Annotated in this window: 16 protein-coding genes; 6 read left to right on the plus strand and 10 right to left on the minus strand. The window is 39.1% G+C overall.

Annotated elements, in window-relative coordinates; genetic code table 11:
• Window positions 1-28 precede the first annotated feature (28 nt).
• Window positions 29-349, minus strand: coding sequence for a thioredoxin (gene trxA, locus JWQ54_RS09585; protein ID WP_252787942.1), 321 nt, complete (start codon window positions 347-349; stop codon window positions 29-31).
• 322 nt (window positions 350-671) lie between these two features.
• On the opposite strand from trxA, the gene JWQ54_RS09590 reads away from it, so the two are divergent.
• From JWQ54_RS09590 to JWQ54_RS09600, 3 genes are read left to right on the plus strand one after another with little or no spacing between them, the layout of a single operon-like run.
• Complete coding sequence (locus tag JWQ54_RS09590) at window positions 672-1,379, plus strand: ATP-binding cassette domain-containing protein (protein WP_299583669.1); 708 nt, start codon at window positions 672-674, stop codon at window positions 1,377-1,379.
• Window positions 1,380-1,416: 37 nt separating this feature from the next.
• The gene (locus JWQ54_RS09595; RefSeq protein WP_299583672.1) at window positions 1,417-1,980 is read left to right on the plus strand and encodes an ORF6N domain-containing protein; all 564 of its coding nucleotides are present in this window, start codon (window positions 1,417-1,419) and stop codon (window positions 1,978-1,980) included.
• Between the two features lie 40 nt (window positions 1,981-2,020).
• On the plus strand, window positions 2,021-2,530 hold the full coding sequence (locus tag JWQ54_RS09600) for a hypothetical protein (RefSeq protein ID WP_299583675.1): 510 nt from the start codon (window positions 2,021-2,023) through the stop codon (window positions 2,528-2,530).
• 1 nt (window position 2,531) lies between these two features.
• Here the strand turns inward: JWQ54_RS09600 and JWQ54_RS09605 are convergent, their stop codons facing one another.
• Both JWQ54_RS09605 and rpsT read right to left on the minus strand, forming a co-directional pair.
• Window positions 2,532-4,742 carry a tetratricopeptide repeat-containing sensor histidine kinase gene (locus JWQ54_RS09605; RefSeq protein WP_299583678.1) on the minus strand — a complete coding sequence of 737 codons (2,211 nt, stop codon included), beginning with the start codon at window positions 4,740-4,742 and terminating at the stop codon, window positions 2,532-2,534.
• 201 nt (window positions 4,743-4,943) lie between these two features.
• Entirely contained in the window at window positions 4,944-5,198 is a 255-nt protein-coding gene (gene rpsT, locus JWQ54_RS09610; protein ID WP_299583681.1) for a 30S ribosomal protein S20, read from the minus strand.
• A gap of 286 nt (window positions 5,199-5,484) precedes the next feature.
• Here rpsT and JWQ54_RS09615 point away from each other — a divergent pair, with 286 nt between their 5' ends.
• Complete coding sequence (locus JWQ54_RS09615) at window positions 5,485-6,444, plus strand: zinc dependent phospholipase C family protein (protein WP_299583684.1); 960 nt, start codon at window positions 5,485-5,487, stop codon at window positions 6,442-6,444.
• A gap of 110 nt (window positions 6,445-6,554) precedes the next feature.
• Here JWQ54_RS09615 and JWQ54_RS09620 read toward each other — a convergent pair whose 3' ends face one another.
• The 6 genes from JWQ54_RS09620 to JWQ54_RS09645 all read right to left on the minus strand — a co-directional run bounded on the left by JWQ54_RS09620 (window position 6,555) and on the right by JWQ54_RS09645 (window position 13,133).
• Window positions 6,555-7,211 (minus strand): DedA family protein, encoded by a 657-nt coding sequence (locus tag JWQ54_RS09620; RefSeq protein ID WP_299583687.1) that lies wholly within the window; start codon window positions 7,209-7,211, stop codon window positions 6,555-6,557.
• A 134-nt stretch (window positions 7,212-7,345) separates the two neighbouring features.
• The gene (locus tag JWQ54_RS09625) at window positions 7,346-8,068 is read right to left on the minus strand and encodes a DUF4397 domain-containing protein (RefSeq protein ID WP_299583690.1); all 723 of its coding nucleotides are present in this window, start codon (window positions 8,066-8,068) and stop codon (window positions 7,346-7,348) included.
• Window positions 8,069-8,079: 11 nt separating this feature from the next.
• A complete protein-coding gene (locus JWQ54_RS09630) occupies window positions 8,080-8,748 on the minus strand; it encodes a DUF4397 domain-containing protein (protein ID WP_299583693.1) in 669 nt (222 codons plus the stop codon).
• Window positions 8,749-8,896: 148 nt separating this feature from the next.
• A complete protein-coding gene (gene dnaN, locus JWQ54_RS09635) occupies window positions 8,897-10,021 on the minus strand; it encodes a DNA polymerase III subunit beta (RefSeq protein ID WP_299583695.1) in 1,125 nt (374 codons plus the stop codon).
• Between the two features lie 33 nt (window positions 10,022-10,054).
• Window positions 10,055-12,460: a gliding motility-associated ABC transporter substrate-binding protein GldG gene (gldG, locus tag JWQ54_RS09640; protein ID WP_299583698.1), complete on the minus strand. Its 2,406-nt coding sequence runs from the start codon at window positions 12,458-12,460 to the stop codon at window positions 10,055-10,057.
• A 100-nt stretch (window positions 12,461-12,560) separates the two neighbouring features.
• Window positions 12,561-13,133: a hypothetical protein gene (locus JWQ54_RS09645; RefSeq protein ID WP_299583701.1), complete on the minus strand. Its 573-nt coding sequence runs from the start codon at window positions 13,131-13,133 to the stop codon at window positions 12,561-12,563.
• Window positions 13,134-13,297: 164 nt separating this feature from the next.
• On the opposite strand from JWQ54_RS09645, the gene JWQ54_RS09650 reads away from it, so the two are divergent.
• Window positions 13,298-13,939: an START domain-containing protein gene (locus JWQ54_RS09650; protein WP_299583703.1), complete on the plus strand. Its 642-nt coding sequence runs from the start codon at window positions 13,298-13,300 to the stop codon at window positions 13,937-13,939.
• A gap of 63 nt (window positions 13,940-14,002) precedes the next feature.
• On the opposite strand, the gene JWQ54_RS09655 is transcribed toward JWQ54_RS09650, so the two are convergent.
• Entirely contained in the window at window positions 14,003-14,524 is a 522-nt protein-coding gene (locus JWQ54_RS09655; RefSeq protein ID WP_299583706.1) for a hypothetical protein, read from the minus strand.
• A 241-nt stretch (window positions 14,525-14,765) separates the two neighbouring features.
• On the opposite strand from JWQ54_RS09655, the gene JWQ54_RS09660 reads away from it, so the two are divergent.
• A complete protein-coding gene (locus JWQ54_RS09660; RefSeq protein WP_299583709.1) occupies window positions 14,766-15,629 on the plus strand; it encodes an alpha/beta hydrolase in 864 nt (287 codons plus the stop codon).
• Window positions 15,630-15,673 lie beyond the last annotated feature (44 nt).

The raw sequence follows: 15,673 nt of genomic DNA on the forward strand, positions 1-15,673 counted from the left end.
AATCATCCTATAATCAGTGTAATCCTGTTTAAACTAATTGCTTAGCTAATTTATCAGTTAAAACAGATTTTGGAACAGCGCCAATTTGTTTATCAACGATCTCGCCGTTTTTAAAGAATAATAGAGCTGGTATATTGCGGATCCCAAATTTTACTGAGATACCGGGATTATGGTCGACATTAACTTTTCCTACAACCGCCTTGCCTTCATACTCTTTTGCAATTTCTTCAACTACAGGACCTACCATACGACAAGGTCCGCACCATTCTGCCCAAAAATCAATTAATACTGGTTTGTCAGATTTAAGGACGAGTTCGTCAAAGTTTGCATCAGTTATTTCTAAAGCCATGATTTCTAAAATTTATTTTTTTGTTTTACAAATATATACTATTCAAATAGCTTGCCGCAAATGTATACGTGACAATATGACAATTAAATTATTGCCGGCCTGCCTAAATGTATTGTTTGAATTTGGGTTGACAATAGGATGAGTTTTTGATTGCATTTGGATGATGATGTACTGCTTTTTTGTCTGATTGAAATTTGTTTGGGCCATGATTTTAGGGTTTAAAAGATGCTTGATTTCTTAAAATCCGAAATCGAAAACCTGAATTTCAAAATATCTCACATCGCACATCACACATCTCATATCTAAAACATACATTTGAAACATGAGCATTGTTGTTGAATCATTAACAAAAGTTTATGGGGCGCAAAAGGCGCTTGATGGTATTAGCTTTAGCGCCAGACCGGGTGTATTAGGCTTTTTGGGGCCTAACGGCGCAGGCAAATCAACCACCATGAAAATACTTACCGGGTTTATTCCGCAAACAGCGGGTAAGGCATCGGTATGTGGGTTTGATGTTGAAACACACGCAATAGATGTAAAACGCAATATAGGCTACCTGCCTGAAAGCAATCCGCTATACCTGGATATGTATGTGAAAGAATCACTGGGATTTATTGCAGGCATCCATCAATTGAAATCGCCCCAGAAACGAATTGCTGAAATTATAGAACAAACCGGGTTGGGCCCTGAACAGCATAAGAAAGTAGGACAGCTCTCAAAGGGTTATCGCCAGCGTGTGGGCCTTGCACAAGCCATATTGCATGATCCTGAAGTGCTGATCCTGGATGAGCCCACATCAGGACTTGATCCTAACCAGCTGATAGGTATCCGCCAGCTGATCCTTGATCTTGGTAAAACAAAAACCGTGATCCTGTCAACCCATATTATGCAGGAGGTGGAGGCTGTTTGCAGCCAGGTTATCATCATAAATAAAGGAAAGATAGTAGCCAATGATACCCTTGGAGGATTGCGGGATAAAAATAAAGGTAAAATGCTGGAGAACATATTTATCGGGCTGACGAATGTGTAGTTAATGTTTAATTTTATTGGGAAAACCTTATCAAAAAATGATTGCAATACAAAGTATACAAAATAGAATTTATGAGATTCGTGGTGAAAGGGTAATGCTGGATATGGATTTAGCGGCACTTTATGAAGTAGAAACCAGGATACTTAATCAATCCGTAAAACGGAACATTAAACGGTTTCCGGAGGATTTTATGTTTCAATTATCAACTGCTGAATGGCAAAATATGTCATCACAAAATGTGACGACTTATCCCGGAAATAATCCATCATCACAATTTGTGATGATGGATTTACCCAAAAATCGGGCAGGAAAATATTTGCCTTATGCTTTCACCGAACAAGGAGTTGCCATGTTAAGCGGCATACTAAATAGCGATACTGCTATAAATATGAACATTGCAATTATGCGGGCTTTTGTAGCAATAAGGAGGCTTACTTTAAATCAAATGGATTTGAAAGAACAGTTACAAGAAATAAAGGAAAGGTTGGGTGAGCATGATGTACAACTAAACCAAATTTATGACGCAATGGAAAATCTAATGGACGAAAAAATAGCCCAGAAAAAGTGGGATGATAGGGAAAGAATAGGATTTAAGAAATAATTTTAGAATGGAATCAGTGTTTAGTTTAAAGAAAAAAATATTGAAATCAAGTTGTCTTTTTGTTCTATTGATTTGTTGGTCTGCATTGGTAAAAGCCCAGGATGAGCCTCTTAAAAAAGCCATTAGCCTGGGTGCAGAATTGGGCATTCCTAATGCCAGTGTTTACAGCATAGGGGTAGGGATATCTGGCAAAGCCGAATTTCCTGTTTCAAGCAAGGTTGCTATAACGGCAACAGCAGCTTATTCAGCTTTTTTCTATAAAAGTAATTTGTTCAACAATTCTAAAACATTAACATCGGCGCGGTTTATACCGTTAAAGGCCGGAGTTAAATATTATCTGAATCCGGGTGTTTATTTTGAGGGCGAGCTTGGAACAGCTATTGAAACTAATTATTTAAAGCAGGATCTTTTTGCGTTTTCACTGGGACCGGGGTTTATTATCCCTATAAAAGGAAAATATGGCATTGATTTTGGTTTGAGGTATGAAAAATGGTCAAACCACCAGGTGCAGCAAACCGCAATAAGATTTGCCCACAGGTTTGGCTGGTAAATTAAGCTACTTCCAGGTGGGTTTCAGTAAGTGTGCCCATCGGAACTGTAAACGAAAACTTGGTGCCCTGGCCTTGTATGCTGGTAACCCAGATCTTTCCGCTGCATTTTTCAACAAGGTCTTTGCAAAACAGCATCCCCATGCCTGTTCCCGATTCATTATTTGTACCGGCATTGCTGTTAACCTTGCTTTTAAATAATTTGCCAAGCTGATCATCGCTCATGCCCATACCAGTATCTTTTACAGAGATAATGTAATTATGATCATCCTGCTGTACGGCTGTAATTTCAATGGTATCGTTTTGTTTTGAAAATTTTATTGCATTGGTAATTAAATTACGGATAACAATACGGATGGAATTTGGATCGGCGGAAGCAACAACTTCCGGCGGAACGTTGTCAATCAGGTCAATGCCTTTTAATTTAGCCTGCTCGCCATAACTCTCCGTTTCATAGGCAACTATATCTTTAACATAAAAGCTTTTTGCCGAGTTCTCAAAATTATCCATCTGGCTGTTTATCCAGAATAAAAGGGTGTCTAAAAAGTCGGAAGTGTATTCAAGCTTTTTTAACACAGTAGGGATCATATCAAGCATTTGCTCGTGCGAGATGGTTTCATCCTGCAGTAAGCTGAATAAGCCCCTCAGTGTACTTAATGGTGCCCTCAGATCATGTGCCAGTACTGATATCAATCTATCCTTTAAAATATTCAGGTTATTTAATTTTTGAGCCTGGTCATCAAGGTCGGTTTTTTGCTGCAATACTTCCCGGTTCTTATCCTCAAGCATTGCGTTTACCTTTTGCTGCTTACGTTTTTGCCTGTAGTAAACAACTGAAACGGCAAGCATCGCTGCTATAATGGTTAAAAAAACAGTATTTATTAACCGTTGCTGTTTTATCCTTTGATTGTATGATTCATCCTTTTCTCTATGCTGTTGTGCAAGTTGCCGTTCTTTTGATGCAAAATTAAGCTCAAGATTATATGATGTAAGCTTTTGAATGCTTTCATTATTATTGAGGCTGTCTTTTAAGGTATTATACCGTTTTAGCATTTCATATGCATCACTGTATCTGCCTAAGCCGGCCAAAGTTTTATTCAACTGCAAAGCAGCATTTGAGCGCACGACCAAATTGCGTAAGGTAGCCGCTAATTGCTGGCCCTGTGTAGCATATATATAAGCATTTTTAAAATCTTTTTGCAGGTTATATATGGTGGCCATGCCTATTAAAGCGTATGCCTGGTTATAAACTATTTTGTACTTGCTTGCAATTTGTAATGAGGTATCAAGATAGCTTTTTGCCAGGGCAAAGTGGCTTTTATGCGCGTAGCATAAACCCAGATCAGTGTAAACGGAGCTCATCCCATCCTTATCATCCTGCTTTTTGGCAATTTTAATTGCTTTGGTCAGATGGGTGATAGCTCTGTCATATTCCTTATGGGCTATAAGTACTTCCCCAATATTTTGATTGATGATGCCAACGCCGGTAACATTGTTTGTGCCTTTAAACAGGTTAAGTGCTTTTTTATAGTAGTCCAGCGCTTTTGGATAAACCTCCATGCCCTGTAATACTACACCTATATCATTATAGATAGCGCCGGAAGCATTATTGTCGTTATTCTTTAGCGTTATATACAACGCTTTGTAATAATAATCAAGGGCAGTTGAGTTTTGCCCTTCACTAAAATAAACAATACCTATGTTTTTATAAATATCGGCAGTTTCGTTATCGTTTTTTAATTGTTTATTTACATCTAATGCTAAATTCAGATAATAAAGAGCGGTCTCGTACTTAGCCAGCAAATTATCCATACGGCCATAAAGCTTGTAACAATTGCTAAGACCTTTTAAATCATTTATACTTTTATAAATTACAATTGCCTCATCAAAATCCTGCTGACCCTGCTGGAATTTTCCTTTAAAGAAATTTGCATGGCCAGTTAGCACCAGGCCGTTTGCTATACCTGTTTTGTAATTGATCTTACGGGATTGTTCAATGCTTTTGCGCCCATAAAACAGGGTACTATCCGGGTTAGATTCAAAGTAGTTTGCAGCAAGTGTATTTAACCTGTTTATGTTTACAGTATCGGGTACTGCCTGTTTGTTTGCTGACGAAGCAATTAAAGTTTTTAAACTATCCACCCTGCCCCTGTCTATAGTGGCAAACCCCGAAATTGAGATGAATAATAAAGATAAGGTTAAATAAATCCTCAATGTTGCTGGTTTTAGTTATGGTATAATTTTGCCATCAGTAGCTGTTATACAATCATTTATACGGAGGAGGGGGACTGTTTTGTTTTGTTTATTTTTAAATAAGTTAAATTAATTTAAAAGGGTGTGGCTCAAAATTATTGTCAATAAAAAAGCCTGTCTCCGGGTATGGAAACAGGCTTTTTAATAAATATATCTGATACCTTATTTTAAGGTATTAACAAATTTTGTAAGCTTTGACTTGTTATTTGAAGCCTTATTTTTATGAATAACATTCTTTTTAGCCAAACGATCAAGCATTGATATAACTTTAACTAATAGCAGACTTGCATCAGCTTTAGTAGTTGTGCCTCTTAATTTTTTTATGGCGTTCCTGGTGGTTTTAGCCTGATACCTGTTACGTAAGCGCTTCGCAGCGTTTGAACGGATCCTTTTTAATGATGATTTATGATTTGCCATTGTATAGCTTTGTTATTCTTTTCTTTTATTTTAAGGACTGCAAATATAGGATGATTATTTATAAAATCAAATACCTTTTTTTATTTTTTGAAGATGTTTTAAGGTTGGAATGTTTTAAGGTTGAAAAGTTGTGATGTTCAGCGGGAAATATGGGCCAGCCAAGTTGAGTTTAATAGTAAATTCCTTATGTAACTTTCTACTTCAAAATTCTGGTAATTCTAAAATTCTGCGAATTCTGATTCAGACAAAAAAATTCCATCGTGCAACAATACATTTATATTTGGACATGAAACAATTCTGCAGGCTGACTATTGGATCAATTCTTCTCCTTACATTCTCCTCCTGGGGTTTCTTCGCCCATTACCGCATAGGCAGGCTGGCAGTTTTTACCTTGCCCAAAGCTATGGCAGGTTTTTATAAAAGCAATATTGAATACCTAACCGAACATGCCATTAGTGCTGATAAACGGCGCTATGTAGATTCTACTGAGGCTCCCCATCATTTTTTAAATGCCGACCACTATGGTAAAGATCCTTTTAAACGCATCCCCCATAACTGGTATGATGCTGCTTCAAAATATACTGCCGATACGCTTGATAAGTATGGCACCGTTCCATGGACCATTCAATATAACTATTACAGGCTGGTTAAGGCGTTTAAAGCACATGATACTACTGCAATATTAAATACATCAGCCAATTTGGGGCATTATATTGCCGATGCGCATGTGCCCCTGCATCTAACCCAAAACTATAATGGGCAGTTAACCAATCAAACCGGGATCCATGCCTTGTGGGAAAGCAGGCTGCCGGAGCTGTATAGCAATCGTTACAATTATTATGCTGGCAAAGCCCGGTATATTGAAAACCCGTTAACTGAGGCTTTTAAAATATGCCGCAGCTCATTTAAAAGCGTTGATACGGTACTGCGTTTTGAACGAATACTTAACAAAACTTTCCCTGCCGATAAAAAGTATACTATGGTACTGCACGGACAAAAAGAGATAAAGGATTATTCTCTTGAGTATGCCGCAGCTTATCACAAAATGCTGAAAGGTATGGTTGAACGAAGAATGCGGTCGGCTATACTCGAAATTGGCAGTTACTGGTATTCAGCGTGGGTTGATGCCGGGCAGCCTGATCTGAATAAACTCGTTAAACAACCAATGGGTTATGCTGAAAGGGTTAAAATTCAAAAAGAAGAAGCTTTGTATAAAAGCGGAAAAGTAGTAGTTTTAACTAAATAAGTGTTATGATCAGAAAAGCAGCAAGTGTTATAATCAGAAAAGCAGCCAGCCTTAAAAAGATAAAAATTATTGAGTGATACCGCGGCAGGAAAGCAAAAAAGAATTTGGAATTATTGCAACTTAGCTTTCTTGGTACTGCTACCTTTTATTGCCGCATAAATTGGCGGGATAATTGAAATTAAAATAATTGCAACGCCTATCATTGCGAAGTTAGCCTTAAAAAAGGGGACTGTTCCAAGCTCATATCCTGCAAACAGAAAAAGAATGATCCATGCTGCACCACCTATAACATTATATAAGCTGTAGCGTACAAACGGCATTTTACCCACACCTGCCACAAAAGGGGCAATGGTACGTATAATGGGCATAAAGCGGCTAAATATTACTGCTTTACCGCCATGCTTATCAAAAAAAGCTTTGGTTTGCAGATAATAATCAAGCTTTAAGATCTTATTTTTTTCTTTAAATACTTTGGGGCCTAAATAATTACCCAAAAGATAATTAACGGTATTGCCGGTAAAGGCTGCAATTATTAATATAATTCCCAGCAAAAAAACATTTAAACCTGTAGCGCCACCTGCTATTAATGCACCCGCGGCAAATAATAAAGAATCCCCCGGCAAAAAGGGAGTAACCACAAAACCTGTTTCGGCAAAAATTATGACAAATAATATCAGGTAGGTTAAAGCATGGTACTGGCTTATTATATCGGCCAGGTGCTTATCAATATGTAATATAAAATCAATCAGACTTTTAACTATTTCCAATGCTTTAAAGTTTTGGAGCGAATTTATGAAAATTTAGTTGATTGAGTTAATTAAGTTGGATTGAGTTGATTAAGTTAATTAAAAAAATGACAACTTAATCTAACTTAATCAACAACTCAATCAATCAACTTATTTTAGCGGTTAGTTATAATAGCGGTGTTAAATGCTGCAGAATCAACACGGTTGGTATAACCATAAGAATATAAGGTGTACAGCCTGCCATCCTGGATCGATACATTTTTAAGTGTTTGTAATATGGTTGCTGAGCCTGTGGTGTTTAGCTGGAAATCATAATTGCCGTTTGGTAACTCAATATAGTCTGAGTATTTTGGATATAATATCTTGTTAAAGGCCTTTACGCCGTTTGCGTAAACATCAATGCCGCCTGCACCCGTTGGCGAAGCATTAACAAAGCGTACTTTACCCCTGCCCACTGCAGGTAAGCTTGCGGTATCAACTGTAAAAATTGTAGTAAGCGTTTTATTTGCAACGTTACCCGTAATAAACAGGCTATAAGTTGTCCCCCTGGTCAAAATATCCGACCTTGAAGCTAATAAACTTCCGCCGCCGCCAGGTTGATGCACCCTTATTAAGTACGGCGTATCAAGGGCAGGTACAAAAAAATATCCCTGGTTTATATTAAAGGAAAAGGGAGTGGTGTTTGATATAATAAAGTTTATATATAGATCAACCGGGAAGGCGTCCGGGCTTAAATTTAAAACCTCGTATCTAATATTTAGGCCCTGGGCGTTTGAAATGGGTGCTTTGCCGCAAGATGATATTATTGAAGCAACCCATACCCCGGCAATACATACAAATAGCCAGCCCGATATTTTCCACTTATTTTTAAAGATCATATATTTTACCATTAGTAATTTAGGGTGTAACCAACATTAAATTTTGAGCTTCCGGTACCATTTAAAAGACCGTGCGAAAATATAGTATATACATGGTTCTGGTCCATGTTAAAAGAGGTGTCCTTTAACATGGTTTTTGTTCCGGCTTTATAAACTTTTACGTCTCTCAAACCATTTCCTACTAGTAAAAACTTTGACTGCGTTTTAAAAGCGCTTGCGGTAAACCTAATTGTGTCGCCTACTGTAACATCCAGGCTCCCGGCATCAGGTGCAGCATTTACAAATCCTAACGAAACCAAATTAGAATCAGGATTCAATACCTCTGTTGTTCTAAAAGCTTGCCGGGCGGTATTTCCTGTAATATAAAGGGAGTAATTGATCCCATTCTTAAGTGTATCGGGCCAGCTGAATAATATATCCGGACTGCCGTCTTTCTTAAATTGAAAATTTTGCAGGCCCAGGGGTGCTGCTATATAAAGAATTGAACCTCCGGGTACTAAGCTTGAACCGTTGTTAAGCCTTGTGCCATTTAAAAAGAAGTTTATTGTATTTGATGATGCATTTATAATCTTAAACCTGCCATCAGTGTTTACCGGCGGAAAAACATTATCGTTGTTTTTGCAGGAAATCAATCCCGCTAAAGCAGCAATAAAAACAAAAAAAGTTAACCTGGTATTCATACAGTAAATGCTATTATAACTGCTTATAATAAGTTTTGTTATCAGGGCGAATAAAAAAGTCCGGTTTTTATGCCGGACCTAAATTTGGATTTATAATTTAAGATATTCAAGAATAAAATAAATTCACGTTAAAATAATGCCAGCAGCATTATGCATAGCTGTTAAGCATTACCGGCATAACCAGCATCAGTACATCCTCGTTCTCGTCGCCGCCTTGTGGTAATAAAATACCAGCACGGTTAGGGGTCGACATTTCAAGGGTAACTTCCTCACAAGTTAAATTCTTCAGCATTTCTATCAGGAAACGGGCATTAAAACCTATCTCCATATCCTCGCCTTCATACTGGCAGCTTAAGCGCTCATGGGCCTCGTTTGCAAAATCAATATCTTCTGATGAGATATTAAGCTCGCTGCCGTTTATTTTAAGCCTTACCTGGTGGGTGGTTTTATTTGCATAAATAGCTACCCTGCTTAGCGAGCCTAAAAACGCCTGCCTGTCAATACTTAATTTATTAGGATTGTTCAATGGAATAACAGCTTCATAATCAGGATAGCGTTCGTCAATTAAACGGCAAACCAGGTTAATGTTGCCAAACTTAAAGAAGGCGCTGGTGCTGTTATATTCAACCGCTACATTCACATCATCAGATGGTAACGACGATTTTAAAAGCGTTAACGCTTTTTTAGGTAATATAAATGAAGTTGTGCTTGCAGCCTTTGCATCCTTACGGCGGTAACGTACCAGCTTGTGGGCATCGGTAGCTACAAAAGTTAAATGCTGGGTTGATAGCTGGCAGTAAACGCCTGTCATAGCAGGGCGCAGCTCATCATTACTTACCGCAAAAATTGTTTTGTTTATTGCTTCGGCCAAAACAGATGCAGGCAGGTTTACTGATGATGCGTTTTCAACAACGGGGATCTTTGGAAAATCCTCGCCGTTTTCACCGTTTAGCTTATATTTTCCGTCGCCGGCGTTTATTTCAATGGCAAAAGTAGTATCGTCAACCGAAAAATTTACAGGTTGCTCTGGCAGCGACTTTAAGGTTTCCAATAAAATGCGCGATGGTATAGCAATCCGGCCATTCTCTTTAGCTTCAACCGTTAATGAGGTGGTCATGCTGGTTTGCAGGTCGGTTGCCGAAATAGTTAAGTTTCCATCTTTTATCTCGAACAAAAAGTTTTCAAGTATGGGCAATACAGTACTATTGCTCAAGGCCCCGCTTACCGCCTGTAGTTGCTTGAGTAATGTTGATGTAGAAACAATAAATCTCATATAATTGGAATTAATCTATCAAAAGTAAAAAATTTAATGTGCATACTTTCTTCTGCGCACATAATGTTGAAAAATAGCAAATATTACCAACAAACCCAAGGGCAAAGCAGTATTTATAACCTGCCAGTATAACTTTTCGCCCCTTATGCGGGCCCTGCTAAGCAGGCGGATCTTAATTTCCTTGTTCCGCAAGGCTATCAATCCCGAGTCGTCGGTCATATAATCTGCAATATTCAATAAAAGATTTTTATTGCCGAAATTTCGCTGCATATAATGATCGTATCCAAGCGGGTAGGGCGAGCCATCAACGCCTACCTGGTTTTTAAATACGTCGCCGTCACTTATCACTATCATTTTTGTGGGGATGCTTTGTGGCAGTATGGGTACATTTTCATTTAAACCATCGGGCATTGGCCTGTTTTGAAAATCAGACTTGAATTTCCCTTCCAGCAGTACGGCAACAATTTTTGGTGTGCTTTGAAAATCTTTAGGGGTGGGTTCCTGCTCAAGCGCCTGCAGGGATAAGATATGCGGGGCATTTAATTTTTTATTATAGGGTGATGTTGTAAGCAGGACGGTTTTTTCAACGTTTTTAACAGCGATGGTATCAATGGTGCTTGCAAATTCGCTCCGGATGGCATCAAGGTTTTTTACTATCGGATTTTTTGATTCAGCGATAAAAAGAGGGTAGTACAGCCATGGCAGCATCTGGATTTGTGCCTGCCCACCAACGTTACCGGTACTAACCGGGATCTGTGCACAGCTCATATCGGCAATCAGGTCGTAATTTATGCGTACCCCGTAAGTAAACAGCTGATCGTCAATGTCCAGTTGTTTGGAGAACGACATCTGTTCGCCGCCATGCCCTCTCAAGCTGTCAAGCTCTGCGCTTACCTGGTCAATGGTCCACAACACCCTGCCGCCACGCATTATATACTGGTCTATCTTAAATTTTTCAATCTCGCTGAATTTTGCATCAGGCTTGGGGATCACCAGCAGCCTCATCTTCATTAAAACACTAAGCGGAATGGTTTTAAGATCAATCCTGCCAACATTATACCCGTCTGATAATGATTTCATGGCATCATTTAACTGCAGGTCGGTAAGTTCGTGGTGGCCTTCGGTAAAGCCAATTATAGGTTTGCCGCCGCTGGTAACCTTTTTTATGGCTGATGAAAAAGCGTATTCAAGGTTTTGAATGGAGTTATTTGCCACTTCTTCGTCTGATAGCCCTATGCGGGTCTGCAATAAATTAACCGCAACCTCCTTGTCTTCAAACTGTACCAGCGCTTCCGGGAATATCAGCATTTGCGAAACACCGTTATCAGTTCTTGCAGCACGATTTTCGCCCACAATTCCCCTGGTTTCAAGTGAATCATAAGCCTTTTTTTGCTCGTCATCTGCAAGATTCTTTATCGCAGCCATCGGATCAACAAAATCAAATTGTACGCGGTCATTACTATAGGCCCGCAGGTCAATAAGCATATCGCGGGTTGCCCTTTGCAACCTTTTTAAATCGGCAGGAAAATTATTGCCCTGTAAATAAACAGTAACCTTAACCGGGCCTTTAAGCCTTTTCATAATATCCCTTGTTACCGGTGTTATGGTAAAACGTTTCTCTTTAGTAAAATCAAAACGGGTAAATGTTAGGTTTGATAGTATGCCCAAAGCTACCAGGAAAATCAATGAGGTAATCAGGATCTTGTCTTTCAGCGGTTTTTGCCTTTGCCTGTTTAACACAAAAAGGGTTAAGCATATAAATAAGCAGGTAAGGATAATGAAATAAGCCAGATCGCGGGTATCCAGAACTCCCCGGCTAACAGATTGGTAATGCTCTGTAATGCCCAGGTATTGCAGGCTCAGGCTTTGCAGGGACAGCATCTGGCTCAGCGAATCAAATCCGCTATAAAAAAAGAAACAAAGAAATACGGCAATGGTAAAAGCAATTACCTGGTTTTTGCTTACTGACGATGCAAATAAACCAATGGCTGCGAAACTTGCCCCTAACAAAAACAGGCCAATATATGAGCCAATTACCCCGCCCGTATCTATATTGCCCTGTGGTGTACCCAATTGATAAACCGAATAGTAATAAACCAGCGTGGGCACTAAGGCAAACAGCACCTGCAGCACACAGGCAAGGTATTTGCCTAAAACAATTTGCCAGTCGGCCAGGGGGCGGGTGAGGAGTAGCTCAAAGGTTCCTTCCTTACGTTCTTCGGCCAATGACCGCATGGTTATTGCGGGGATTAAGAACATAAACAGGTAAGGGACAGTGCTAAAAAGGCTGTCGAGCGTAGCATAGCCGTAATCCAAAATGCCTGACTCCGGGAACACCCACAAAAACAGGCCCAACACTAATAAAAACACGCCAATAGTAACATATGCTACCAGAGAACTGAGGTAAGAAGTAATTTCTTTTTTGAGGATGCTAAGCACTTGTATGTTCAGTGATGAATGCCGAAATTACATAATAATGTGTTAAAGCAAAACGGTAATATGCAGTTTTATTGTGAGTGATAAATCAAAGGATCGGAATTTATTTGGTGTCTTTTTTCTTTTTATCGGCCGGAAATGTTGGCCCGAAACGATAGGCCAGGCGTAAAGCTGCCTGGTTGTTATTACCGCTGCTTTGAACCCGGCTTTCAAATCTTAACCCAACGTCAATTGTGCTTTTGTGTTTGTTTGTAGGGGCCGAAAAGCCAATAGCGGGCGAGTATATAAAGGCAGATGATGATCTGGTATAATCGCTGTTAATATTCTGGGAGAAGCCGGCATCCCCTTCAAAATATGCTATTCTGGTAAAATAATACCTGGCGCCTAATTCAACCGGTATAAATTTCTCAGCACTTAAATTTAACGGCCCATTATAATCTAACCTAACTAAATACTCCGTAAAACCTACTGTTGCTGTTAAATTAAATTTAGGAGAAACTACAGGTATTTCCAGCTTAACAGAAGCCCCGATAACTGAACCATAGTAACTGGAAAGGTTACCTGTTGTTAATCCATATTCGCCACCAATACTAACGTGGGGCTTCATGGTAACCTGTGCAAAAGCACCTAACGAACAAATTATAGAGATAACTAAGAAAGGTAAAACTTTTTTCATATTTAAAATAGCCTTGTAAAGCTATAAACATAAATAGATTTATAAACTTTTATTTAAAGATGCTTTAATTAAAGACTAATTACCTGTACAATGTCATAAAGCATCTTTGTTGCGATAGAAAGCGGATGGATACATAAATTTGATTTTATTATAACTATTTGTTAATGTATAGGATCGCTATCATATTGCTTCTTCTTTTAAAAATAACCAATGTTTCAGCACAAACAGAGTGGAAGCTTAAAAATGAAAAAAACGGAATAAAAGTTTACACCAGTGAAGTAACCGGCTCGAAATTTAAGGCAATTAAAGTTGATTGTGAGCTGCGGGCAACCTTATCGCAAATTGTTAAAGTACTTCTTGATATAAAAGGCTGCCCCGAATGGCTTTATCATACCAAATTATGCGTGCTTATAAAACAGGTTTCCCCATCTGAACTATATTACTATTCTGAAATAAGTATTCCCTGGCCTGCCCAAAACCGTGATTTTGTAGCACACCTGAAGGTTTATCAAAACGCAGAAACCAAAGTGGTAACCATTCATGGCCCTGCAGTGCCCGGTTTTGTGCCCGTAAAGGATGGCATTGTGCGGGTACAATCATCAAAAGGTTTATGGATTATTACGCCTTTAACAAATAATAGGATAAAGGTGGTATATACATTACAGCTTGATCCCGGTGGCAACATCCCGGCCTGGCTGGTAAATCTTTTCGCAGCCGAAGGCCCAATGAAAAGCTTCCAGGGTTTACTGCTACAACTTAAAAAACCTGCTTACCAGAACGCGGAGCTGGAGTTTATTAAGGATTGATCGTGCCGATTTAAAAACAAAATGACCGGGAATTACCCCGGCCTTTATAATTATTTATCCTAATTAAAACCTGTATGCCAGCCTTAATGCTACCTGGTTTATAGTGCCATTATGCGACCATCCTTCATAACGAGCGCCTATGTCAACGCTGTCAACCCAGGTGTAGCCAATACCGGGAGCATAAGCAATAGCGTTCCCGCCGCCACTTTCTGTTGAAAATACAACGCCTCCCTGGGCTTCACCATAAAAGCCACCACTAACGTAGTATTTAATACCTGCTTTTACCGGGACAAAGCCTTCACCTGATTTATCTATACCAAATGCTTTTAATATATCTCTGTAATCGCTTTTATATATGAAATTTGTATACCCGGCTGAAACTGTAATGAAAACCGCACCAGCAATAGGATAGTCATATTTTAAGGATGCACCTAATGCTACAGAAGAAATGTCTGCTGTAAGTGCACCAAAAGGAACGCCGGCTTCAAAACCTACACTAAATTTGCCGCTATTTGGTGTTGTTTGCGCTAAAGCTGAAACGACAGTTAAGCCTAAAATGGCCAATGAGAATAGGATTTTTTTCATTTTAAATTGATAATGTTTAAGTTACACAAAGCAGCAAGCCTGGATTGCAATTGTGTTTATTGACACATGTAGCCGGGCGTTTGTTACAAGCCAGCAAAAATAGTGGAAATTTTATCACCGGATTAATAAAGGGTAAATAAAAATAATGTAAGTCTTTAGTTCCAAGTCAAAAGTCAGTCTTTATTGCTATCAGGAAGAAATTTACAGATCAATCCAGGCTATGGACTATCGACTTAAAAAAATGTTTTTCACCCCCTTATTTTGGCATATATGCACCCGTTTTGTTTATGATTCAGATGGTACATTTATCCTGATAAATTTAAGCATGGAAAAAGTAAATTCAAAAGACGGAACTGTTATAACTTATAACCGGGCAGGTGCGGGGCACCCGCTTATAATGGTTGACGGTGCTTTTTGCAGCAGTATAATGGGACCGTCAATTGAAGGCGTTCCCCTGTTTGCGCAACATTTTGATGTGATAAGTTATGACAGGCGTGGAAGGAATGAAAGCGGCGATACAAAGCCTTATGCGGTAGAACGGGAAATAGAAGACCTTGATGCATTAATCAATGTGACTGGTGGGGCGGCTTATGTTTTTGGTCATTCATCTGGCGCTGCCCTTGCGCTTTCTGCAACGGCGGCCGGTCTTAACATTACCAAACTTGCCTTGTATGAACCGCCTTACTATACCGGGAATGATAAAATAATACCGGCAGATGCAGAGGAGCAACTAAAAACCATGATAGCGGCAGACAAACGGAGCGATGCGGTAAAATTCTTTCTGAAGGATCTTATAGGTATCCCGGCAATAGTTGTTTTTATTATGCGGCTTTTACCTGTATGGAAAAAGCTAAAGGCTATAGCCCATACAACGCCGTATGATATTGCCATTTTGGATAACTTTAGGTTCCCTTTTGAAAAAGCGGCATCTATAAAAATACCTGTATTGCTTTCGGGCGGTGATAAAAGCCAGGTTATGTTGCAGCATAGCGTTCAAAAACTGGCAGAAGTGATGCCTAACAGCACACTTAAAATACTGAAAGGACAAGATCATTCCGCATCAATGAAGGTGATTGCACCCGTTGTGATAGAATTTTTAAAATAGTGAGATAAGTGCCTGTTAACATATCTACCTAAAACTCAATATTA

This window comes from Mucilaginibacter sp., assembly GCF_028288225.1.
Taxonomy (GTDB): domain Bacteria; phylum Bacteroidota; class Bacteroidia; order Sphingobacteriales; family Sphingobacteriaceae; genus Mucilaginibacter.